At 76.3% G+C, this 23060-nt stretch carries 19 protein-coding genes; 10 read left to right on the forward strand and 9 right to left on the reverse strand.

What is annotated here, in order from left to right; translation table 11 throughout:
- Nucleotides 1-10: 10 nt before the first annotated feature.
- The 3 genes from ACI79L_RS12985 to ACI79L_RS12995 form a co-directional block, all read right to left on the reverse strand.
- The gene (locus ACI79L_RS12985) at nt 11-496 is read right to left on the reverse strand and encodes a single-stranded DNA-binding protein (RefSeq protein WP_387988607.1); all 486 of its coding nucleotides are present in this window, start codon (nt 494-496) and stop codon (nt 11-13) included.
- Between the two features lie 2 nt (nt 497-498).
- A complete protein-coding gene (rpsF, locus tag ACI79L_RS12990; protein ID WP_387988608.1) occupies nt 499-786 on the reverse strand; it encodes a 30S ribosomal protein S6 in 288 nt (95 codons plus the stop codon).
- Nucleotides 787-932: 146 nt separating this feature from the next.
- A complete protein-coding gene (locus tag ACI79L_RS12995) occupies nt 933-2003 on the reverse strand; it encodes a hypothetical protein (RefSeq protein WP_456937187.1) in 1071 nt (356 codons plus the stop codon).
- A gap of 142 nt (nt 2004-2145) precedes the next feature.
- Here ACI79L_RS12995 and ACI79L_RS13000 point away from each other — a divergent pair, with 142 nt between their 5' ends.
- The gene (locus ACI79L_RS13000; RefSeq protein WP_456937188.1) at nt 2146-2961 is read left to right on the forward strand and encodes a deoxyribonuclease IV; all 816 of its coding nucleotides are present in this window, start codon (nt 2146-2148) and stop codon (nt 2959-2961) included.
- On the opposite strand, the gene ACI79L_RS13005 is transcribed toward ACI79L_RS13000, so the two are convergent.
- From ACI79L_RS13005 to ACI79L_RS13015, 3 genes are all read right to left on the reverse strand, one after another.
- Complete coding sequence (locus ACI79L_RS13005) at nt 2958-4361, reverse strand: glycosyltransferase family 87 protein (RefSeq protein WP_456937189.1); 1404 nt, start codon at nt 4359-4361, stop codon at nt 2958-2960. The two genes, ACI79L_RS13000 and ACI79L_RS13005, sit on opposite strands and share 4 nt — an antisense overlap.
- Nucleotides 4362-4499: 138 nt before the next feature.
- Nucleotides 4500-6728 carry a transglycosylase domain-containing protein gene (locus ACI79L_RS13010; RefSeq protein ID WP_456937190.1) on the reverse strand — a complete coding sequence of 743 codons (2229 nt, stop codon included), beginning with the start codon at nt 6726-6728 and terminating at the stop codon, nt 4500-4502.
- A 357-nt stretch (nt 6729-7085) separates the two neighbouring features.
- Nucleotides 7086-7496, reverse strand: coding sequence for a DUF5318 family protein (locus tag ACI79L_RS13015; protein WP_456937191.1), 411 nt, complete (start codon nt 7494-7496; stop codon nt 7086-7088).
- A gap of 156 nt (nt 7497-7652) precedes the next feature.
- Between ACI79L_RS13015 and ACI79L_RS13020 the strand changes: the two genes are divergently transcribed.
- The 3 genes from ACI79L_RS13020 (at nt 7653) to ACI79L_RS13030 (ending at nt 10405) form a co-directional block, all read left to right on the forward strand.
- Nucleotides 7653-8249: a PadR family transcriptional regulator gene (locus ACI79L_RS13020; protein ID WP_456937192.1), complete on the forward strand. Its 597-nt coding sequence runs from the start codon at nt 7653-7655 to the stop codon at nt 8247-8249.
- 136 nt (nt 8250-8385) lie between these two features.
- Nucleotides 8386-9465, forward strand: a complete 1080-nt coding sequence (locus tag ACI79L_RS13025) for an inositol-3-phosphate synthase (RefSeq protein WP_387988615.1) — start codon at nt 8386-8388, stop codon at nt 9463-9465.
- 181 nt (nt 9466-9646) lie between these two features.
- Nucleotides 9647-10405 (forward strand): hypothetical protein, encoded by a 759-nt coding sequence (locus tag ACI79L_RS13030; protein ID WP_456937193.1) that lies wholly within the window; start codon nt 9647-9649, stop codon nt 10403-10405.
- A 130-nt stretch (nt 10406-10535) separates the two neighbouring features.
- On the opposite strand, the gene ACI79L_RS13035 is transcribed toward ACI79L_RS13030, so the two are convergent.
- A complete protein-coding gene (locus ACI79L_RS13035; RefSeq protein WP_456937194.1) occupies nt 10536-11120 on the reverse strand; it encodes a YqgE/AlgH family protein in 585 nt (194 codons plus the stop codon).
- Between the two features lie 138 nt (nt 11121-11258).
- Between ACI79L_RS13035 and ACI79L_RS13040 the strand changes: the two genes are divergently transcribed.
- Nucleotides 11259-12545, forward strand: coding sequence for an MFS transporter (locus tag ACI79L_RS13040; RefSeq protein WP_456937195.1), 1287 nt, complete (start codon nt 11259-11261; stop codon nt 12543-12545).
- On the opposite strand, the gene ACI79L_RS13045 is transcribed toward ACI79L_RS13040, so the two are convergent.
- Together ACI79L_RS13045 and ACI79L_RS13050 are read right to left on the reverse strand one after the other, a co-directional pair.
- Nucleotides 12542-13525 (reverse strand): matrixin family metalloprotease, encoded by a 984-nt coding sequence (locus ACI79L_RS13045; RefSeq protein WP_456937196.1) that lies wholly within the window; start codon nt 13523-13525, stop codon nt 12542-12544. The genes ACI79L_RS13040 and ACI79L_RS13045 overlap by 4 nt on opposite strands.
- A 153-nt stretch (nt 13526-13678) precedes the next feature.
- Nucleotides 13679-15163: a CCA tRNA nucleotidyltransferase gene (locus ACI79L_RS13050; RefSeq protein ID WP_456937197.1), complete on the reverse strand. Its 1485-nt coding sequence runs from the start codon at nt 15161-15163 to the stop codon at nt 13679-13681.
- A gap of 42 nt (nt 15164-15205) precedes the next feature.
- Between ACI79L_RS13050 and ACI79L_RS13055 the strand changes: the two genes are divergently transcribed.
- The 5 genes from ACI79L_RS13055 to trxB all read left to right on the forward strand — a co-directional run bounded on the left by ACI79L_RS13055 (nt 15206) and on the right by trxB (nt 22895).
- Entirely contained in the window at nt 15206-15682 is a 477-nt protein-coding gene (locus tag ACI79L_RS13055) for an NUDIX hydrolase (RefSeq protein ID WP_387988621.1), read from the forward strand.
- Between the two features lie 67 nt (nt 15683-15749).
- Nucleotides 15750-17993: a DUF6049 family protein gene (locus ACI79L_RS13060; protein ID WP_456937198.1), complete on the forward strand. Its 2244-nt coding sequence runs from the start codon at nt 15750-15752 to the stop codon at nt 17991-17993.
- Nucleotides 17990-20128: a murein biosynthesis integral membrane protein MurJ gene (murJ, locus tag ACI79L_RS13065; RefSeq protein WP_456937199.1), complete on the forward strand. Its 2139-nt coding sequence runs from the start codon at nt 17990-17992 to the stop codon at nt 20126-20128. Before ACI79L_RS13060 ends, murJ begins: the two co-directional genes overlap by 4 nt.
- A gap of 79 nt (nt 20129-20207) precedes the next feature.
- The gene (locus ACI79L_RS13070; protein ID WP_456937200.1) at nt 20208-21824 is read left to right on the forward strand and encodes a hypothetical protein; all 1617 of its coding nucleotides are present in this window, start codon (nt 20208-20210) and stop codon (nt 21822-21824) included.
- A 117-nt stretch (nt 21825-21941) separates the two neighbouring features.
- A complete protein-coding gene (trxB, locus tag ACI79L_RS13075; protein ID WP_456937201.1) occupies nt 21942-22895 on the forward strand; it encodes a thioredoxin-disulfide reductase in 954 nt (317 codons plus the stop codon).
- Nucleotides 22896-23060 lie beyond the last annotated feature (165 nt).

Raw genomic sequence — 23060 nt, forward strand, 5'->3', positions numbered from 1 at the left:
GGTCCTTCTGTCAGAAGGGAGGCTCGTCGGACGGGCCGGCGGGCGTCGACCACGGGTCGCTCGCGCCGCCGCCGAAACCGCCGCCACCGCCACCGCCGCCGAAACCGCCACCGCCGCCGCCACCCTCACCGCGCGAGGCGCGGGTGACCTTCGCGGTGGCGTAGCGCAGCGAGGGGCCGATCTCGTCGACCTCGAGCTCGACGACGGTGCGCTTCTCGCCCTCCTTCGTCTCGAACGAGCGCTGCTTGAGGCGCCCCGAGACGATGACCCGCGAGCCGCGGGTGAGGGACTCGGCCACGTTCTCGGCCGCCTGCCGCCAGACGTTGCAGCGGAGGAACAGCGCCTCGCCGTCCTTCCACTCCTGCGACTGCCGGTCGAAGGTGCGCGGCGTCGAGGCGACCGTGAAGTTGGCGACCGCGGCCCCCGACGGCGTGAACCGCAGCTCCGGGTCGGAGGTCAGGTTGCCGATGACGGTGATGACGGTCTCGCCGGCCATGGTCAGTGGACCTCGGGCCGGAGCAGCTTGGTCCGCAGGACCGACTCGTTCAGGTTGAGCTGCCGGTCGAGCTCGGCGACCGCGGCGGGCTCGGCCTGGATGTCGACGACGGCGTAGATACCCTCGACGTGCTTCTTGATCTCGTAGGCCAGGCGGCGCCGGCCCCAGATCTCGGTCTTGACGGTGCCACCGGAGTTGGTGACGACGGTCAGAAACCGGTCGAGGGAGGGAGCGATCGTGCGCTCCTCCAGGTCGGGGTCGAGGATGACCATCAGTTCGTAGTGACGCACGGAGAACCCCACCTCCTCTGGTCTGGGCGGCTGCAGGACGTCTGCAGCAGGAGGGTCGTACACGCGTCGCGCGCCCTGCCTGCCTCGGACGGCACACGGGACGCGCCCCCCGAGGGTACCAGCGCGCCCACCGGCGCCCGCCGGGGTCAGCGGGAGCGGACCGCCCGGGAGGTGCGGACGAGCGCGGCGGTGCTGCCGGCCAGGGCGACGACGGCGACCAGCGCGGCAAACGGCAGGGCGGGGCCGGGGGAGGCGCCGTCGGCAGTCACGGTGCTGCTCTCCTCGTCCAGCGCGCCGCCGCCGAGCCCGCCGAGCTCACCGAAGACCGGCACCGCGGCGCCGTCGTAGCCGCCCGCGACCCCGCCGGAGCCGTCGGTGCCGCCACTCCCGGACGCGGTCCCGGACGGGACGCCGGCCCCGGGCAGCCGCGACGGGTCGAAGGCCGCGGACCCGCCGCCGGAGGGCGCCATCCGCGCCGCGCCGCCGCCGAGGTCGTAGGAGTAGGCGTGGCCGTCGATCCCCCGCGGGGCCGCCGGCGCGGCGGCCGGGACCTGCGGCGCGGTCGGGTCGGTGGGGGCCGGCACCGGGAGCGACGGCAGGGAGGGCAGCGGGACGTCGACGGCCGGCAGCCGCGGCAGGCCGACCGAGGGCAGGTTCGGCAGCGGCAGCAGCGTGGTGACGAGGAACGGCGTCGGGACGCCGATCTGCACCGTCGTCTGCCGGCCGTCGTAGGTGACGAGCTGCGTCTGCGGCAGCGTGCTCAGCGCCCGGGTGGTGACGGTGTTCAGCACGCTCCCGGCGATCGAGGTGTCCGGGACGACGACCCGGTACGTGTAGGTGATCGTGCAGGTCAGGCAGGTGCTGTCGAAGCGCTCGGTGACGCTCGCGTCCTTCGGCAGCGGCTCCGGACCCGAGGGCAGGCCGAGCGTGACGTCGGTGAACACCTGCCCGGTGACCAGCGAGGGCAGCAGCCCGCCGCCGACCTGCACCGTCTTCGGCTCGATCCGGTTGGTGAAGGTGACCGTGCCGCCGGGGTCGACCGAGACCAGCGGCGGGGTGAGGTCGCGGATCTCGACGGTGACCGACGGGGCGGCGCTCGCGGCGGGCGGCAGCAGGACCGCGCCGCCCAGGACGGCGGCCACCACGAGCACGAGCGCGGCCAGGAACCGCCGCGCGGCCCGCCGCACCGTGCCGGTGGTCGCCGTCCCCGTCGTCATCCCCTGCGTCCCCTCCGTCTGCGTCCCCGTGGTCACGGCGCGCGTCACCGCCCGCGCATGTCCGCCGTCACGTGTCCCAACGAGGACGTGACCTGCGCGATACGGGTGGGTCCCCGTCCGGGGCGGAACTACTGTCGCCGGGGTGGCGGAGCACCCGATCGGCGTACACGTCGGCCCCGGCCTGACCGAGGACAACGAGCTGGACGCGGGCGGGCCGCTGGCCCGGGCCGCGGAGATGGACGCCGACGGCGTGCAGGTCTTCCTCGGCGACCCGCAGGGCTGGAAGGCGCCGCCGCCGCGCCCGGACGCCGAGGACCTGCTCGCCTCCGACGTCGCCGTCTTCGTGCACGCGCCGTACGTGCTCAACGTGGCCTCGACCAACAACCGGATCCGCATCCCGAGCCGGAAGAACCTCGCGGTGCACGCGCGGGCGGCGGCGGCGATCGGCGCCCGCGGGATGGTCGTGCACGGCGGCCACGTGCTCGCCAAGGACGACCCCGCCGCCGGGTTCGACAACTGGCGCAAGACGTTCGCGCGGCAGGCCGAGGACGGCGGCCTCCCGCTGCCGCTGCTCATCGAGAACACCGCCGGCGGCGAGAACGCGATGGCCCGCGAGCTCGGCGCGGTGGCCCGGCTGTGGGACGCCGTCGGGGAGTTCGGCGCGGGGTTCGTGCTCGACACCTGCCACGCGTGGGCCGCCGGCTGGGACCTCGCCACCGCCGTCGCCGACGTCCGCGCGGTCACCGGGCGGGTGGACCTCGTGCACCTCAACAACAGCCGCGACCCGCACGGCTCAGGCCGCGACCGGCACGCGCCACTGACCGACGGGGAGATCCCGCTGGAGCTGCTGCTCGAGGTCGCGCGCGCCGCCGACTGCCCCGTCGTCCTGGAGACGCCCGGGGACGCCGCCGCGCACGCCGGGGAGGTCGCGCTCGTCCGCGCGGCGCTGCGCGGCTAGGCGGGCACCCGCCGGCGCAGGGTGCGCCGGTCGGGGGCGCCGTCCAGCGGGCCGCCGGCCGGGTCGTCGACGCCGGGCCAGCTGGTGCGGACGACGTCGCCGTCGGGGTGCAGCACGTCGCGCACCACCAGGCCCATGAGCACGACGACGGCGAGGTCGCGCGCGGTCACCGCGAGGAAGAACCACTCGACGCCGACGCCGCGGTCCTCGGTGCCGAGGTACCAGAGCATCCGCACCACCCACAGCACCGCCTCGACGGCCTGCCAGAGCAGCAGCGAGCGCCAGCGCGGCCGCGCCAGGACCGCCAGCGGCAGCAGCCACAGCGAGTACTGCGGGCTCCACACCTTGGTGACCAGCAGGAACGCCGCCACGAGCAGGAAGGCGACCTGGGCCACGCGCGGCCGCACCGGGGCGCGCAGCACCAGCCACCCCAGGCCGGCGAAGACCAGCAGCACGCAGCCCGCGACGACGGTGTTGAGCACCACCGGCGGCGTCCCCTCGGGCAGCGGGCCGTCGAGGAACCGCCCGTCGGAGGCGGTGATCAGGACGTTCCAGACGCTGTCCGGGTCGGCCGGGCGGGCGGTGTTGAGCCGGAAGAACAGCGACCAGTTCTCCGGCGCGAGCAGCGCCACCGGCAGGTCGACGGCGAGCCAGGCGACCCCGGCGGCGACGGCGGCGCGCAGCCACTCGCGCATGCGCCCGGCCCGCAGGCACAGCAGGAACAGCGCCCCGAGCAGCAGCAGCGGGTAGAACTTCGCGGCGACGCCGAGACCGAGCAGCACGCCGGCGAGCACCGGCCGGCTGCGCGCCCACGCCCACAGCCCGCCGGTGGCCAGCGCGACGGCGAACAGGTCCCAGTTGGTGAAGGCGTGCACGAGCAGCAGCGGGGACAGGCCGACCATCGCGGCGTCCCACGGCCGGTGCCCGGCCAGCGCCAGCACCTCCCGGACGAGGAGGAACGCGCACAGCGTCAGCAGCAGGCAGGTCGCCACGTAGTAGGCCTGCACGGGCGGGACCTGGGGCAGCAGCCCGGCCGCCGTCGCGAGGTCGCCGTAGGCCCGGCCGAGCAGCGCGGCCAGCGCCATGAAGGCGCCGGTGAGCACCGGGTACTCGACCGCCGAGTCCAGGTAGGGGACCGCCGCGGCGTCCAGGCCGTGCAGCGTGAACAGCGGGACGGTGTCGGAGTAGCAGAAGTGGGTGTACTGCACCGACCCGGCCCAGTTGCCGTCGGCGCAGGGCGCCTGCTTCAGCCACGCGGCCGCCAGGACCACGGTGGCGTAGAGCAGGCAGATCCGCAGCGGCGTCCAGAACAGCGCCCGGCCGGTGACCGCGTGCCGCCCCCACGGCCCGCCCACCGCCTCGCCGGCCTGCGCGGCGACCGGGTCCGACCACGTGGGCACCACCCGGTCCGGACGTCCCGGGGGCACCGGTGCCGGGGCCGCGGGCGCCGGAGACGCCGCGGGCCCGTCCGCCGGCTGGTCGGCCGGGGCGGACGGGCCCGTGGGGGAGGAGCTCACCCGGTCAGTCTGCCGGGCGGGTCAGCCGGTCAGCTGCGGCTGGGTGGTGGGTGCCGGCTGTCCGGGTTGCGTGGTCGGGGCGGTCGGCTGGCCGCCCGCCGGCGGAGGGGTGACCGGCGACGGCGGCGGCGTCGGCACCGTGGGCACCGTCGGGTCGTTCGGCTCCTCCTCGGTCGTCCCGTCGTCCGGCGGGGTGGTCTCCGTCGGCGTGGCCGGGGTGGTCGGCGTCGCCTGCGTGGGCGGCGCGGACTGGGTCGTCGGCGCGGACTGCGTGGTCGGGGCCGCCTGGGTCTCCGGCGCCGGGACGCCCTCGCCCGTGTCCCCGCGGATGACCGGCCGGTCGGGCAGGTCCTCCTCCGGGGTGCCGGCGAGCACGGTGTCCATGAACTCCTGCCAGATCGCGCCCGGCAGGCCGGAGCCGTAGATGATCGCGCCGTCGGAGTTGCGGATCGGCTGGTAGCCGTCGGTGCCCATCCACACCGCCGTCGACAGGGACGGGGTGTAGCCGACCATCCAGGCGTCGGAGTTGTCGTCGGCGTCGATGCCCTGGGTGCCGGTCTTCGCGGCCACCTCGCGGCCGTCGTCGAGCGCCCGGCGCGAGTACTGCGCGACGCCCTCCAGCGCGAAGGTCGTGTCGTTCGCGACGTCCTCGCTCATGACCCGCTCGCCGGCCGGGGCGCCGTTCTCCAGCAGGACGGCGCCCTCGCTGTCGGTGACCCGGTTGACGAAGAACGCGTCGTGCCGCACGCCGCCGCTGGCGAAGGTGGCGAAGCCGACGGCCTGGTCGATCGGGCGCATCTCGTACTCGCCGATGCCGATCGAGGAGCCGGTGACCCCGGAGTCGGGGGCGGCCAGCGTCGTCTTGTCGTCGAGCAGGGAGCCGGTGGCCGGCCAGGTGTCGGGCAGGCCGGTCGCGGCCAGCGCCGTCTCGCGGACGTTCTCCGGGCCCACCTCGTAGGCCAGCCCGTAGAACGTCGTGTTGAGCGAGCGGGTCATCGCCTCGACCAGGGTGCAGGCGGGGCACGAGGCGCCGCCGGAGTTGCGCACCGGGGCCTCGCGGTCGGGGAAGGTCTGCGGCGAGCTGCCGTCCCGGCGCGAGGTGACGCTGATGCCCTGGTCGAGCGCGGTGGCCAGCACGTAGGGCTTCATCGACGAGCCGGGCTGGCGGCGGGCCTGCGCGTAGTCGACCGCGCCGTCGCCGGCGCCGATGTCCCCGCCGTAGTAGGCGCGCACCGCACCGGTGCGCGGGTCGACGGCGACCAGCGCCTGGCGCAGCGTCTCCCGCGGCTCGCCGTCCATGACCTCGTTCACCGCGGCGAGCGCGGCGTCCTGGGTGGCCTTGTCCACGGTCGTGGTGATCCGCAGGCCGCCGGCCTGGATCTGCTCCTCGGTGTAGCCACGCGCCTCGAGCTCGGAGATCGCCCGGGACACGACCAGGCCCTCGGGCCCGGTCGGGGTCCCCAGGGACGAGGACTGCGGCCTGGGCAGCACCGGCGGGTAGACCGACGCGTCGCGGTCGGCCTGGGTGATCCAGCCCTCCTCGACCATCGCGTCGAGGACCAGGCCCCAGCGGTCCTGCGCGCCCTCCGGGTTGGACTCCGGGTCGTAGGAGCTGGGGCTGCGGATCTGGACGGCGAGCACCGCGCCCTGCTGCGGGGTCAGCTGGGCGGCCGGGACGCCGAAGAAGGTGTTGGCCGCGGCCTCGATGCCGTAGGCGCCGCGGCCGAAGTAGATGGTGTTGAGGTAGTTCTCGAGGATCTCGTCCTTGTCGTGGTTGTTGTCCAGCTTGATCGCCAGGAACAGCTCCTGGAACTTGCGGGCGAACGTCTGGTCGGAGTTCTGCAGGATGGCGTTCTTCACGTACTGCTGCGTGATGGTCGAGCCGCCCTGCGTCGAGCCGCCTGTGAGGTTGTTCCACGCCGCCCGGACGATGCCGGTGAAGCTGATGCCGGGGTCGGAGTAGAAGTTCCGGTTCTCCGCGGCCAGCACCGCGTTGCGCGCGGGCTCCGAGACCTGGTCGAGCGTGACGTCCCGCCGGTTGGTGTCGCCGAGGCGGGCCATCTCGGTGGTGCCGTCGGCGTAGTACACGACCGTCGTCTGCGACCGCTGCACCGAGCTCGGGTCGGGCACCTCGGTGGTGGCGTAGACGACGCCGACGAAGACGCCGAGCAGCACCAGCAGGCCGAGCAGGGTGCCGAGGGCGACCTTCAGCCCGCGGCGGCGCCGCTGCTTCTTCGTGCGCGTTTTCATGCCGCCGGGCTTGCCGCCCGCGGGACGCGAGCCGGTGGGCCGGGAGCCGCCGGGACGCGAGCCGCCGGAGCCCCCCGACCGCGCGGCCGCGGTGCGGCCGCGGCCGGCGGGTCCGGAGCCACCGGTCGCGCGGGCGGCCGGCGGGCGTCGCGGCGGGCCGCCGGACGGCCCGACCGGCGTGGTCTCGTCGTGGGGAGGCACCAGGCAGCCCCTCCTCGGGTGTCGGTGGGCGGATCGGGTCCGGCCCAGCGTGGCGTCGTTACCTGTGGTGCCCGGGGAGGACGCGCAGGCGCGCCGTCCTCCCGGGACGGGTGTGACGGACGGGTCCGCCGGTGTGCAACCGTGCGGCCGGCGGTCCTAGTCCGTGGCAGCGCGGCGGCGCCGGCGCGGCTGCCGCCCCGGCTCGGGCTCGGTCCCGAGCACGTAGGAGCAGTCCAGGTGGTTCCACCCGCAGCCGCGGCACACCTCGACGGCGTACACGGAGAACTCCTCCTGCATGGCGTCCATCCGGGCGAGTTCCGCCTCGGTCTTCGCCTGCCCGGACACGTGGCCCAGCCCCTCACCGTAGACGTAGTTGACCAACGTCAGGCGCTCGCGGCGGCAGACCGGGCACGGGTCGTCGGTCTGCTCGCCGTGGTACCTCGCGGCGCGGGTGAGGTAGGGACTGGCGTCGCAGACCTCGAACAGCCCGGTGCGGCCGGCGTGCACGTCCGCCAGGACGGCCCGCCTCTGCAGCGAGTAGTCGACGACGGAGCGACGTCCGGGCACGGCCGTCAATGTACGCAGGTCCGCCCGCGCCCGGGCCCGTCGTCACCGTCCGTGCGCGCCCTGCCCGCTCGAGGGAGGGGTCTCGGGTTGCCGACCGGTTCACCTCCCGATGTATCGTCTCGATACATCGAACGGCAGGGGCCGACGGGGGGCGAGATGCTCGAGTTCGCCATCCTCGGACTGCTGCAGCAGTCCCCGATGCACGGCTACGAGCTGCGGAAACGGCTCGCGGAGGTGCTGGGGGGCCTGCGCAGCATCTCCTACGGCTCGCTGTATCCCGCGCTGAAGCGGTTGCACGCTGCCGGGCTCGTCAGCACCGACGAGTCCGACCGGCGCGCGCCGCTCCCGGCCGACGCACCGCCGCTCACCGGCCGGCGCGGGAAGGTGGTCTACACGATCACCGCGGAGGGCAAGGAGCGCTTCGCGGAGCTGGTCAGCCAGGCCGGCCCCGAGGCGTACGACGACGGCAGGCTCTTCGGCGTCCACCTCGCCTTCTTCCGGCACACCGCCGCCGACGTGCGGCTGCGCATCCTCGAGGGGCGCCGCCGCACGGTCGAACGGCAGCGGGACGGCCTGCGGTCCTCACTGGCGCGGACCCGCGAACGGCTCGACCGCTACACGCTGGAACTGCAGCGCCACGGCCTGGACTCGGTCGACCGGGAGGTGCGCTGGCTGTCGGAGCTCATCGACAGCGAGCGGCGCCGGCCCGAGCCGGGGCCCGGCGGTGAGCGCCCGCCGCCCAGCGAGGGGTGAGGTCGCCCCCGGGCGGGCCGCACCCCACCGACACCGCACAACAGGCACCACGGCTGTCCTGCTCGACCGGCAGCCACCGCCAGGACCGGAACGGTCCCGCGACACGGACCACCCGGTCCAGGGAGAAGGGAAACCCATGGGAGCTGTCAAGGTCGCCATCGTGGGCGTCGGCAACTGCGCCGCCTCGCTGGTTCAGGGGGTGCACTACTACCGCGACGCCGACGAGACCACCTCGGTCCCGGGCCTCATGCACGTCCGCTTCGGCGAGTACCACGTCTCGGACGTGCAGTTCGTCGCGGCGTTCGACGTCGACGCCAAGAAGGTCGGCCGTGACCTCTCCGAGGCCATCGTCGCCAGCGAGAACAACACCATCAAGATCACCGACGTCCCGCCGCTGGGCGTCACGGTGCAGCGCGGCACCACCCTCGACGGCCTGGGCAAGTACTACCGGGCCACGATCGAGGAGTCCGACGAGCAGCCGGTCGACGTCGTCGCGGCGCTGCGGGAGTCCGGCGCCGACGTCCTCGTCTGCTACCTGCCGGTCGGCTCGCAGCAGGCCGCCGAGTTCTACGCGCAGGCCGCCCTCGACGCCGGCGTCGCGTTCGTCAACGCCCTGCCGGTGTTCATCGCCGGGACCAAGGAGTGGGCGGACAAGTTCACCGCCGCCGGCGTCCCGATCGTCGGCGACGACATCAAGAGCCAGGTCGGCGCGACCATCACCCACCGGGTGCTGGCCAAGCTGTTCGAGGACCGCGGCGTGCAGCTCGACCGCACGATGCAGCTCAACGTCGGCGGCAACATGGACTTCAAGAACATGCTCGAGCGCGAGCGCCTGGAGTCCAAGAAGATCTCCAAGACCCAGGCCGTCACCAGCCAGGTCGACCGCGACATGGGCACCGACAACGTGCACATCGGCCCGTCGGACCACGTGCCGTGGCTGAGCGACCGCAAGTGGGCCTACGTCCGCCTCGAGGGCCGCGCGTTCGGCGACGTCCCGCTGAACCTGGAGTACAAGCTCGAGGTCTGGGACTCCCCGAACTCGGCCGGCATCATCATCGACGCCGTCCGCGCGGCGAAGATCGCCAAGGACCGCGGGATCGGCGGCCCGATCCTGTCGGCGTCGTCGTACTTCATGAAGTCCCCGCCGGTGCAGTACAGCGACAGCGAGGCCCGCGACGCCGTGGAGGCCTTCATCCGCGGCGAGGTGGAGCGCTGAGGAAGGACCTACCTGCTCCCCACCCCTCGCTGTCCCCCGCAAGCGGGAGGTACCCCCAGCTCGGGGCGGGACCCCGCAGGTAGGCCGTTCCACCACGTCACCAGGCCCGTCCCCCGACCCGGGGGGCGGGCCTGCGGCCTGTCGGGGGACCGGTGCCGCCGGGCTGCCTACGCTGACCGCCATGCCGCGCCGCCTGCTCGCGATCGCGCTGGTCCTGCTGGCGGTCCTGCTGGCCGGGTGCTCGGGCGACCCCGCCGACCGGCAGCCCGGCGACCCGGTGACCGCCGAGGAGGCCGAGGTGCTCGCCGGCCTGCTGGCGCAGGACCCGGAGGAGGGCGGCGCCGACGTCGAGGTCGCCGCGCCCTTCGGCGACGGCGGCCTGCTGCGCCTCAGCGGCGAGGTCGACTTCGCCGGCTCCGCCGGCCGGGCGCAGGCGGTGACCACCTACGGCGACGGGCGCCCCGACGACACCCGCACGCTGTTCTTCACCCGCGACCGGATCTGGTTCGGCGACGTCCCCGGGCTGCCGGACGCGCTCGCCGCCGCCGGCCGGCCGGACGTCCCGTTCGTCAGCCGCGCGCTGGCGACCGGGCCCGAGGCGGTGCCGCTGACCGACGTCCTCGTGGCCGTGGTGCTCAACCTGGGCGCCCCCGAGGCCGACGACGCCGCCGCCTTCCTCGGCGGGGAGCACACCTGGGAGGGGCAGCGGTCGGTCGACCGCCGGCTGGCCACGGTCTACGCGGGGGAGGCCGGCTGGACGGTCACCGTGGACGACGCCACCGGCCTGCTGCTGCAGTACGTCACCCCGCTGCCCGGTCAGGACACCGAGGTCACGGTGACGCTGTCGGACCACGGGCCGCGGACGATCGCCCTGCCGGAGGACGGGCAGACGGTGGACGCGGCGGCGCACCCGGAGGTCGCGGCGGCGGTAGGCATCTGAACCGGGGGCGGATCCACCCGGGCCCGGACACGGGAAGAGGGGGCGGCCTCTTCCCCAGACCGCCCCCTCCGGGGTCATTCCTACCAGACGTCGCCGGGGTGCGCGCCCCGGACCGTCCTCCCGCGGCGTGTCAGTTCGCGGAGGGGTCGGCCGGTGCCGTGGACAGCACCGCCAGGCGGCCGGTCTGCCGGGCGAGGACCGCGCGCCACAGCTGCGGTCCGGACAGCTCGCTGAGCACGTCGCCCGGGGTGCCGGGCACGCACGCCCAGGCGCCCTCGGCGACCTCGGCGGCCAGCTGGCCGGGCGACCAGCCCGCGTAGCCGGCGAACACCCGCAGGCCGGACAGGCCGCTCCCCAGGGAGCCGGGGTCGGCGTCGAGGTCGACGAGGTAGACGTCGCCGGCCACCCGCCGCAGCCCCTCGCCCTCACCGGCCGCGCCGGGGGCGCTGGCCAGGCACAGCGCGGTGTCGGTCTCGCACGGGCCACCGACGTGGAAGACGCCCGGCTCGACGGCGAGGTCGCACCAGCCGGGCAGCACGTCGCGGATCTCGACCTGGCTGGGCCGGCCGAGGACCACGCCGAGCGTGCCGCTGTCGTTGTGGTCGAGCACGTAGACGACGGTGCCGGCGAAGTTCGGGTCGGTGAGCCCGGGCATGGCCACGAGCAGCGAGCCGGGGACGACGTCGTCGAGGGTGCCGGTGGACAGCCGCGGCACCGGCGCACGGCGTCGGCCCGTGACCCGCCGGGTGGGCGGGCCGGACTCGGGTTCGGGTGAGGGCACCGGAGACATCCCGTCCAGTGTGCAACAGTCCGGGGCCCGGGGGAGGGCGGGAGCGCGCCATAGGGTGAGCCGGTGACGCGGGCCGCTCCGACCGTGCGGCTCCTGCTCGGCCGGGAGGACTTCCGCCGGCTGCTGGCCACCCGGCTCCTGGCCCAGTTCGGCGACGGCGTCTTCCAGGCCTCGCTCGCCGGGAGCGTGCTGTTCAACCCGCAGCGGGCCACCGACCCGCTCGCCGTCGCGGCCGGGTTCGCGGTGCTGCTGATGCCCTACTCGGTGCTGGGCCCCTTCGCCGGCGTCTGGCTGGACCGGTGGAGCCGCCGGCAGGTGCTGGTGCACGCCGACGTGCTGCGCGCGGGCCTGGTCGCCGTCGTCGCGGCCCTCGTGGTGACCGGGGCCGGCGGCCTGCCGCTCGCCGTCGCCGGGCTCGCCGTCTTCTCGGTCACCCGGTTCGTGCTGTCGGCGCTGTCGGCCGGCCTCCCGCACACCGCCGACGCCGGCGTGCTGGTGACGGCGAACGCGCTGTCGACGACCTCGGGGGCGGTGGCGACCGTCGTCGGCGGGGCGGCCGCGGTCGGCCTGCTGCAGCTGGCGCCGACCGGGGACGCCGGCTACGCGGCCGTGACGCTGTCCGCGGCGCTGCCCTACCTCGCGGCCGCGGCGGTCGTCGCGGGCTTCGGCCGGGCCCACCTCGGTCCTGACCGCGCCACCCGCGCGGCCCGGCTCGCGGCCCGGCAGGTGCTGCGCGGCATGGCCGACGGCGTCCGGGACGTGCTCACGCACCCGCCGGCGACGGCGGCGCTGCTGGCGATCTCCGGGCACCGGGTCTGCTACGGCGTGCTGACGCTGATGTCGCTGCTGCTGTACCGCGGCCCGCTGGCGGAGGGGTCGGGGCCGCTGTTCCCCGGCGGGCTTGTCGGCCTGGGGCAGGTCGTGGGCGCCGGGGCGGTGGGCACGCTGCTCGCGGCGCTGGTCACCCCGGCCGCGGTGCGCCGGCTGGGCCGCCGCCGGTGGACGGCACTGCTGCTGGCCGCCGGCGGGGTGCTGCAGCCGCTGCTCGGGCTCACCTTCGCGCCGCCGGGGATCGTGGCCGGCGGGTTCGTGCTCGGCTTCGTCGCCCAGGGCGTGAAGGTGTGCGTCGACACCACGCTGCAGGAGGTGCTCGGCGACGACGTCCGCGGGCGCGTGTTCTCCGTGTACGACACCCTGGTCAACGTCTCCTACGTCGCCGCGCTGGTGGCCGGGGCGCTGGTGCTGCCGGCCTCGGGGGTGTCGGTGCCGGTGCTGCTCGCCGTCGGCGCCGTGTACGGGCTGACCGCCGTCGCGTTCCTGCGGCGCAGCGCGGCGCCGGCGCGGGTCTAGAGGCCCGGCTCGCAGGCGCCGCGACCCAGCCGCGCCAGGCCCGCGAGGTCGCCGGGGCCGAAGTCCACCTGGCCGTCGTTGCGCGGGGCCATCAGCTCGGCCGGGTCGTCGACGTGGTCCAGGCCCAGCACGTGCCCGAACTCGTGCATGAGGACGGCGCGCAGCGCGGCCCGGCCCTCGGGGGACCCCGCGGCGCCGGCGGCCCAGCCGGCGTCGATGGTCACCGCGCCGGTGACGAACACCCACGGCCCGCCGGCCGCGGCGGCCGCCTGGCTGCCGCCCAGGCCCGCCACCGTGCCCCCGAGGCCGGGCACCTCCTCCGGGGTCGCCCAGCTGACCAGGACCGGCGCCCAGCGGTCGCCGTAGCGGTCGGGCTGGAACACCGCCCGGTCGTCGGTGTACCCCTCGGCGGTGGGGCCGTCGGGGACGAACCGCAGGCCGGTGGCGGCCGACAGCCGGGTCAGCGCCTCCTCGACCAGCCCGGCGGCGCCCGGCGGCGCGCCGTCGGGCCGCATGACCCAGTGCACCGGGCGGCACGGGTCGTAGGCGACCGGCGTGACGCCGTCGGCCTGGTGCTCGACGAACGCGTAGGTGCCGCCGGCCGGTGCCGGCGGCGGCGCGCCGAGCGGCAGGTCCGCGGCCTCGTGGCCGGGCGTGGGCCGGTCCGACGCCGGGGCAGCGGGACTCCCGGCGCCGGCGGAGCCGGAGGTGGACTCCCAGGGCCACGGGCGCGGGCCGGCGAGCACCGCCGCGCCGAGGCTCAGCGCGAGCACCAGGACGACGGCCAGCACGCCGCGGACGGCGGGGGAGCGGCGGCGCGGGGGCGGCGGCCCGCCCTCCCAGGCGCGCCACGACACCGGGTCGGCGGGACGGCCGGCCGCCTCGTCCAGCACCCACCGCGGCACGCGGCCGGTGGGCGAGGACGGGATGCCCGGCGGGGGCGGCAGGGGCGGCGGCCACGGGCCCGACGGCCGCTCCACGGCCCCCTCCGAGGGCCACGGCGCGCGCACGGCGCGCCCGTCCTGCGTTCCCCCGTGCACCCGTGCCCCCGTTCGCGGTCCGGCCGTCCGTCCTACCGGGGGACGGCGGGCGCGGGGAGGGGCGCGGGGGGAGCGGCCACCCGTGCGGGGGAGTCAGGAGCGGGCGCCCCACCAGGCGCGCAGCTCGGCCTCGGCCTCGTCGGGCCCGAGCGGGCCGCGCTCCAGGCGGAGCTCCTTGAGGTACGTCCACGCCTCGCCGACCTCGCGGCCCGGCGGGATGCCCAGGATCTCCATGATCGCGTTGCCGTCGAGGTCCGGCCGCACCCGCGCGAGGTCCTCGGCCGCCGACAGCTCGGCGATCCGCCGCTCGAGCGAGTCGTAGGTGGCCGAGAGCGCGGCGGCCCGGCGCCGGTTGCGGGTGGTGCAGTCCGAGCGGACCAGCTTGTGCAGCCGGGACAGCAGGTCGCCGGCGTCGGTGACGTAGCGGCGCACCGCGGAGTCGGTCCACTCGCCGCCGCCGTAGCCGTGGAACCGCAGGTGCAGGAAGGTCAGCCGGGCGACCGCCTCGACGACGTCCTTGGGGTAGCGCAGCGCGGTCAGCCGCTTGCGCACCAGCTTCGCGCCGACCACCTCGTGGTGGTGGAAGGAGACCCGGCCGCGCGGCTCGTGCCGGCGGGTCGCGGGCTTGCCGACGTCGTGCAGCAGCGCCGCCAGCCGCAGCACCAGGTCCGGCGACTCCGCGTCCGGGTCGGCCTTCTCCAGCGCGATCGCCTGGTCGAGCACGGTCAGCGAGTGGGAGTAGACGTCCTTGTGCTGGTGGTGCTCGTCGATCTCCATCCGCAGCGCCGGCAGCTCGGGCAGCACGACGTCGGCCAGGCCGGTGGAGACGAGGAGCTCCAGCGCCGCGCGGGGGGCGTCCTGCAGCAGCGTCTTGGACAGCTCCGCCTGCACCCGCTCCGGGGTGATCCGCGCCAGCTCCCCGGACATGTCGGTCATCGCCCGGACGACGTCGTCGTCCGGGGTGAGCCCGAGCTGGGCGACGAAGCGCACCGCGCGCAGCATCCGCAGCGGGTCGTCGGCGAAGGAGTCCGCCGCCGCGCCCGGGGTGCGCAGCCGGCGGGCGAGCAGGTCGCCGAGGCCGCCGAACGGGTCGGTCACCGTGCGGTCGGGGCCGAGCGACACCGCCATCGCGTTGACCGTGAAGTCGCGGCGGGCCAGGTCGTCGACCAGCGACTCGCCCCACGCCACCTCGGGGTTGCGGGACTCGCGGTCGTAGCGGTCGGCCCGGAAGGTGGTGATCTCCAGCCGGGTGCCGCGCACCTCGGCGCCCACGGTGCCGAAGGCGATGCCCTGGTTCCACGTGGAACCCGCCCAGCCGCGCAGCAGCCGCAGCACCTCCTCGGGCCGGGCGTCGGTGGTGACGTCGAGGTCGCCGGGCGGCGTCGGCGCGCCGCTGCCGGCGGCCAGCAGGGCGTCGCGCACCGACCCGCCCACGAGGTGGGCCTCGAACCCGGCCGCGGCGAAGCGTTCCCCCAGCTCCACCAGCACGGGCGACACCTCGACCAGCTCGCGCACGGTCTGCTGCACCGCCGAGGGGACGTCCACGGCGGCCGGACGACTCTTCCGCTCCTCGGACACGACGAGCCAGGGTAGTGCGGCGGCTCGCGCTACCCTCCTGGCATGGCAGGCACCGGCGGACGCGGGCGTCCCGGCCGCCGCCTGCGGCGGGTCGACGAGACCTCCGCCGGGGGCCTCGTGGTCGCCGACGACGGCATCTCCGGCCCGCGCGCCGCGCTGATCGGCCGCACCGACCGCCGCGGCCGGCTGCTGTGGTCGCTGCCGAAGGGCCACATCGAGGAGGGCGAGACCCCCGAGGACACCGCCGTCCGGGAGGTCGCCGAGGAGACCGGGATCATCGGCGAGGTGCTCGCCCCGCTCGGGATCATCGACTTCTGGTTTGTCGCCGAGGGCCGCCGCGTGCACAAGACCGTGCACCACTTCCTGCTGCGCGCCATCGGAGGCGCCCTGTCCGACGCCGACGTCGAGGTGACCGAGGTCGCCTGGGTCCCCCTCGACGAGCTGTCCGACCGGCTGGCCTACGCCGACGAGCGGGCGCTGGTCGAGCGGGCGCCCGCGCTGCTCGCCGACAGTGCGTGACCCGGACCGCGACGTCCATCCTCGGCACAGCACCCCCCGGTCCGGGGCCGGCCGGCGCGGGAGGACGGTGACCCGCGTCCTGACGGCGGCCCTGCTGGCCCTCCCGCTCGCCGCCGCCCCCGCGCTCGTCCCGGACGCGGCTCCCGCCGCCGCGGCCCCGGCGACCCCGGCCGCGCCCGCGACCGATCCCGAGCGGCCGGTCACCGTCGACCTCACCCGGCTCGAGCCGCGCACCGTCGCCCCCGGCGGCGCGGTCACCCTGGCCGGCACGCTCACCAACGACGGCACCGAGACGATCACCGACCTCGGCGTGCGGCTGCAGCGCGGCCTGGCCGTCACCACCCGCGCCGACCTGCTCGCCGCCGACGCCGACCCCGACCCGGCCACCGCGTTCACCACGCCGTTCCAGCCGCTGCCCGGCCCGCTCGCCCCCGGCGACTCCGCGCCGTTCACCGTCACCGTCACCACCGCCGACCTGGCGCTGGACCGCGACGGCGTCTACCCCCTGCTGGTCAACGTCAACGGCACCACCGCCGACGGCGAGCCGAGCCGGGTGGGCGAGGTCCGCACCCACGTGGTGCAGCAGAGCGCGCCGCCGGCCACCGCCACCGCCGTCGCCTGGCTGTGGCCGCTGGCCGAGCGCAGCCACCGCGACGCCTCCGGCCGGTTCGTCGACGACGGCCTGGCCGAGGCGGTCTCCGACGGCGGCCGGCTCGACCGCGCGCTGTCCGCCGTCGAGCGGCTCCCCGCCGCCGTCGCGCCCGCGGCCACGTCCCTGGCCCCGGTGACCCTCGCCGTGGACCCCGCCCTGGTCGAGGAGCTCTCGGTCATGGCCGAGGGCCCCTACGACGTCGGCGGCGAGGAGGACGCCGGCACCGGCACCGAGGCCGCCGCCGCGTGGCTGGAGCGGCTGCGCGCCGTGGCCGCCGACCACCCGGTGCTCGCCCTGCCCTACGGCGACGTCGACGCCGACGCGCTGCAGGCCGCGGGCCTGGAGGCCGCGCTCACCCGCGCGCTGCCCGGCGCCGCACCCGGGGCGGAGGGCGACACCCCGGAGGGCGGGAGCGTGGTCTCCGACGCCTCGCCCGGGCCGGCCGGGGCCGCGCTGCTGGCCGACGTCCTCGGGGTCACCCCGCGCACCGATCTGACCTGGGCGGCCGGCGGGGCACTGCGGCCGGACACGCTCGCGACCCTCCGGGAGGGCGGCGTCGAGCAGGTGGTGGTCGCCTCCAGCGCGATGAGCGACGGCGACGCGGCGCTCGGCATCCCCGGCGGCGGCGCGGCCGCGCGGACCACGGTGCCCGGCACCGACGGCCCGGTCGAGGCCCTGGTGGCCGACGCGGGGCTGTCCTCCGTCGTCGGCACGGCCCACACCGCCGAGGGCGGCCCGCGGGTGGCCGAGCAGCGCTACGTCGCGGAGCTGGTGCTGGTCTCGCAGCAGACGCCCGTCACCCCGGCGGGCCAGAGCGTCCTGGTCGCCCCGCCGCGCGACGTCGACCCCGACCCCGAGACGGTCGCCGCGATGATCACCGACACCGCGCTGCCCGGGCTGCGCCCGGCGTCGCTGACCGACCTGTCCGCGGGCCCGGTCGCCGACGCCGGCACGCCGGTGGACCAGGCCGGCGCGGCGGTGCTCGACCCCGCCGGCGTGGCCGGGCTGGTCGCCGCGACCGCGCTGCGCGACGACCTCGCCGGCGCCGTCGTCGGGGAGCCCGCCACCGTCCTCGCCGGGTACGACGCCGCGCTGGCCCGGGCCGCCTCGGTGGCCTGGCGGGACGACCCGGCCGGCTTCACGACCGCCGCCGGGGACGTGCGCGACACCCTGGCCGGGCTGCGCGAGCGGGTGACGCTGGTCGCCCCCGCCGACGGCACCTACAGCCTGGCCTCCAGCGACGCGCCGCTGGTGCTCACCGTGCAGAACGACCTGCCCTTCGCGGTGCGGGTGCTGGTGGAGGCGCGCACCCGCGACAACGTCGGCCTGACCATCGGCGAGCTCGAGGCGCAGGAGCTCGCGCCCGAGCAGCGCACGACGCTGGAGGTCCCGACCGAGGTGCGCCAGTCCGGCCGCTTCGCCGTCACCGCGAGCCTCACCACCCCCGACGGCGGCCCGCTGGGCGACGACGTCGCGATCCAGGTCCGCAGCACCGCCTACGGGACGATCTCGCTGTCGATCACCATCGGCGCCGCCGTCCTGCTCGGGCTGCTGTTCCTGCGCCGCGGGGTCCTCTTCCTCCGCCGCCGCGGGCGGCCCGAGGAGGAGCTGCCCGACGGCGCCGGGGCCGCCTTGCCGCCCAGCCGGAGCCCGGTGTGACCGGCCACCCCCGCAGCGACGAGGACGCACCGGCCCGGGAGCCGGGGGCGCGCCCGCTGCCGCCGGTGCCCCCACCCGTGTCCTCCCCGCCTCCCGCGGCGGCGTCCCCGGAGGCGGCGGGACCCGCGCCGGAGCGCGACCGGTCCCGGCCGCTGCCCCCGCCGCCCTACCCGGTCGCCCCGCCGCCGGGCTCGGGCCTGCCGGGCACCCCGGCGGCCCGCCGCGCCATGCCCCCGGTGCCGCCGGCCCGGCCCCGGCCGCCCGGGGCGCCCCGCACCGGGGACCAGCCGGGCGCGCGGGCCGACGGACGGCGCCCGGCGGTCCCCGGGGCCGAGGCGCCCCCGCCCGCGGCCGTCCGGCCCGCGCCCCGGCCGCTGCCGCCGGTGCCGCCGCCGGTGCGGCGCCGCTTCATCCCGGCCGACGAGACGCAGGTCATCCCGATCCTGCACCTGCCCCCGGTCCCGCGGCCCGAGGGCGAGACCGAGGAGGAGGCGCAGCAGCGGGAGGGCGCCCCCGGCGGCAGCCGCGGCCTCCTGCGCGCCGCCGGGACCATGGCGGTGGCCACGCTGGTCTCCCGGATCACCGGCCTGCTGCGCACGGTCGTGCTGGCCGCGGCGCTGGGCGTCGGGCTGGTCAACGACGCCTACAACACCGCCAACACGCTGCCCAACATCGTCTACGAGCTGCTGCTCGGCGGCGTCCTGACCTCGGTGATCGTGCCGCTGCTGGTGCACGCGCAGGAGCGCGACCGCGACGGCGGGGTCGCCTACGCGCAGCGGCTGTCCACGGTGGCGATCGCCGGGCTCCTGGTGGTCACCGTGGTCGCCGTCGTCATCGCGCCGGCGCTGACCGCGCTGTACGGCATCGAGGACGACCCCGACCAGGTGCGGCTGGCCAACTGGCTGGCCCGGATCCTGCTGGTGGAGATCGTCTTCTACGGCATCGGCGCGCTGGCGCAGGCGATCCTCAACTCGCGCGGGGTCTTCGGGCCACCGGCGTGGGCGCCGGTGCTCAACAACGTCGTCGTCATCGCCACCGGCGTGCTGTTCGTGATGGCCGGTGGGCCCGGCGACCTCGAGCCGCAGACGATCACCCCCGGCCAGGTGTGGCTGCTCGGCGGCGGCACCCTGCTCGGCATCGCCGTCCAGGCGCTGGTGCTGGTGCCGCTGCTGCACCGGGCCGGCGTGCCGCTGCGGCCCCGGTGGAGCCTGCGGCAGACCGGCCTGCGCGAGGTCGGCGGGCTGGGCCTGTGGGTGGTCCTGTACGTGGCGGTCAGCCAGGTCGGCGTCGTGGTGGCCACCCGCGTGGCCAACGCGGCCGCCCGCGACGGCGGGCTGGGCTCGAGCGCCTTCGCCTACGCCAGCCTGCTGTTCCAGATGCCCTACGGGATCATCGGCGTCGCGCTGCTCACCGCCCTCGTGCCGCGGATGAGCCGCGCCGCCGCGCGGAACGACGTCCCCGGCGTCGTCCAGGACCTCTCCCTCGGCACGCGGCTGTCCGCGCTGGGGCTGCTGCCGGTGGCCGCCGCGCTCACCGTCGTCGGCCCGGCGCTCGGCGCCGTCGCCTTCGCCCGCGGCAACACCTCCGTCGACGAGGCGCAGGGCATCGGCGCGGCCCTGGCCGTCGGCGCGTTCGGGCTGCTGCCCATGGCCGTCACGCTCCTGCAGCTGCGCGTCTTCTACGCCATGAAGGACGCCCGGACGCCGACGCTGATCCAGGTCGGCATGGTCCTCGTCCGCGTCCCGCTGCTGCTGCTGGTCCCGGCGCTGGTCGAGCCCGAGCACGTCGTCGCCGGGCTGATGCTGGCCACCAGCCTCACCTACCTCGCCGGATGGGTGCTCGGGCACCTCGCGCTGCGCCGGCAGCTCGGCGCCGAGCCGGGCGTGGCGCGGGGCGGCGCGCTGGGCCCGGTGCTGCGGATGGTGCTCGCCGCGGCGGTGGCGGCCGGCGCCGGCTGGGTCGTCGTCCGGGTGACCCACGACGCGTTCGGCACGTCGCTGACGGGCTCGCTCGGCACCCTGTTGATCGGTACCGTGGTCGTCGGCGTCACGGCCCTCGCCGGCTTCGTGCTCGCCCGCGTCCCGGAGCTCCGGGAACCCCTCGCCGCCGTCCGCGCGCGGCTGGGCCGCGGGTGAGCCGCGGACCGGCGGGCACGGACGGCGTCCCCGGGGCAGCGCGCAGCCGGGGGGAGCGGACAGGGGGTCGGACACGTCCATGACGGCGACGATCACCGGCCTCCCCGACCGGTACCGACCGCTGGACGAGGTCGGCCCCGAGGAACGCACCTCGACCGGCGTCATCCACTGCTGGCGCGCCAAGGACCGCATCCTCAACCGCGACGTCGCCATCCGCGTGCACGTCCCCGGCGGCCCGCCGGCGCGCGCCTGGATCGCCCGCGCGCTCACCGCCGGCGGCCTGGCCACCCCCGCGCTGGCGATGGTCTACGACGCCTCGGAGGGCAGCGGCGGCGAGACCGGCGTGGCCTACGTCGTCAACGAGTGGATCGAGGGGCAGACCCTCGCCGAGCGGCTGCGGTCCGGGCCGATGGGCGAGCGGGAGGCCCGCACCGTCCTGCGCCGGCTGGCGGAGGGCGTCGCCGAGGCGCACCGGGTGGGCCTGCCCGTCGGCGGCCTGAGCCCCGAGACCGTCGTCCTGCGGCCCAACGGGCTGGTCGGCCTGCGCGCCGTCCCCGCCGCCACGGGCACCGTCCAGGAGGACATCGCCGCCCTCGGCGCGCTGCTCGAGTACTGCCTCACCGGCCGGCAGGCCGGCGTGCCCGGGCCCGACGGCGTCCCCGCCGCCGCCCCGGTCATCGCCCAGCCGGACCTGGCCGCGCTCGTCCGCCGCGTCCGCTCCACCGAGCCCGGCGCCCGGCTGGCCAGCGCCGCGGCGATGGCCGCGCTGCTCGCCGATCGGCCGCGGTCCTCGGCCGTGCCGGTCCGCGGCCGCGACGAGAGCGACAGCGGGTGGCTGCGGCGCCTGCGCGAGCACCGCGACGCCGAGCAGGCCCCCACCGTGGCGGCGCAGGACGCCGGGGGACCCCAGCGGCTCGACCCGGACACCCTGCCGCCGGTGCCGCTCGGGCCCGCCCGCGCCCTCCCGCCGGTGCCGGCCGAGGACCCCCACGACGTCGCCGTCGTCGGCGAGCCGGTCGACGAGGAGGACGAGGACGACGCCGGGGGCTCGCCCGGCCGCCGCCGGTTCCTGGTCGTCGGCCTGCTGCTGGCCGCCCTGGTCGTCGTCGTGCTGCTCGCCTGGTGGGTGGGCACCAACCTGCTCTCGGTCGCCACGAACGTCGACGAGCGGCCCGGCACGCCGGTGGTCCCGTCCAGCAGCGCGCCCGCCGAGGACAGCGCCGCCCCCGCGCCGGAGGCCGGCACGCCCCTGACGATCCGCGACGCCACCGTCTTCGACCCCTTCGGCGACGGCGAGCCGGAGAACACCGACGAGGTGCCGGCCACCCACGACGGCGACCCGGCCACCACCTGGTCCACGCTCACCTACCGGGGCTCGGCCGACTTCGGCAACCTCAAGCCCGGCGTCGGCGTCGTCTACGACCTCGGCTCGCCCCAGGCGATCGGCGGCGTCACGCTGACGACGACCACCCCGGGGGTCAACGTCGAGGTCCGCACCGGCGAGGCGCCCGACGGTGACCTCGACTCCTTCGCCGTCGCCACCTCCGGCAGCGTCGACGGGACCACCGACCTCGCCTTCGACGAGCCGGTGACCGCGCAGTACGTCCTGGTGTGGGTGACCGGCCTGGTCCCCGCCGGGGACGGCTTCGCCGGCGACCTCGCCGAGGTCGCCGTCACCCCCGCCGCGGGGGAGTGACCTGCACGTCAGCGCCCTGATCACGGGAATCCCGCCCTACGATGCGGCGTTGTGCCCCGCGTGACCGACCCCCAGCCCACCCCTGGCCCCGCGACGACCACGGAGGTCCAGTCGCCCGTGATCCCGCCCGCGGAGCACGACGGCGTCCGTGACCTGGTCATCATCGGATCGGGTCCCGCCGGTTACACCGCGGCCGTCTACGCCGCCCGGGCCAACCTCCACCCGCTGGTCTTCGAGGGCTCCCAGTTCGGCGGCGCCCTCATGACCACCACCGAGGTGGAGAACTTCCCCGGCTTCGCCGAGGGCATCCAGGGCCCGCAGCTGATGATGGACATGCGCCAGCAGGCCGAGCGCTTCGGCGCCGAGCTGGTCGCCCGCGACGTCACCGAGGTCGACCTCACCGCCACGCCCAAGGTGGTCAAGGTCGGCGACGAGGTGACCCTCGCGCACGCGGTCATCGTCGCCACCGGCTCCAAGTACCGGTACCTGGGCCTCGACAACGAGCAGCGCCTGCTCGGCCACGGCGTCTCCGCCTGTGCCACCTGTGACGGCTTCTTCTTCCGCGACCAGGACATCGTCGTGGTCGGCGGCGGCGACTCGGCGATGGAGGAGGCCACCTTCCTCACCCGCTTCGCCAAGACGGTGACCGTCGTCCACCGCCGCGAGGAGCTGCGCGCCTCGAAGATCATGCAGAAGCGCGCGCAGGACAACGAGAAGATCCGCTGGGCGCTGGGCAAGCAGGTCACCGACGTGCTCGGTGACCGGACCGTCTCCGGCGTGCAGCTGACCGACGTCGTCACCGGCAGCACCGAGGAGCTCCCGGTCAGCGGCGTGTTCGTGGCCATCGGCCACGACCCGCGCAGCGAGCTGTTCGCCGGGCAGCTCAAGCTCGACGACGAGGGCTACATCCAGGTGGAGCACCCCTCCACCCGCACCAACATCGACGGCGTCTTCGCCTGCGGTGACGTCGTCGACCACGTCTACCGGCAGGCGATCACCTCGGCCGGCACCGGCGCCGCGGCGGCCATCGACGCCGAGCGCTGGCTGGCCGAGACCTTCGACGAGCGCTGACGGAGGACCCCCTCGCCCCCCGCCCCCCCCCACCCCCCCACCGCTCGCCCGCGCGCGGCGGGCCCCTGCAGGGAGGCCGTTACAGCACCTCACCCGCGCTGGTCGGGGTGGTCGGCCTGCAGGGCGCGGGCAAGTCGACGTTGGTGGGGCGCACCCTCCCCGGCC

Source organism: Geodermatophilus sp. SYSU D00684, from assembly GCF_054050455.1.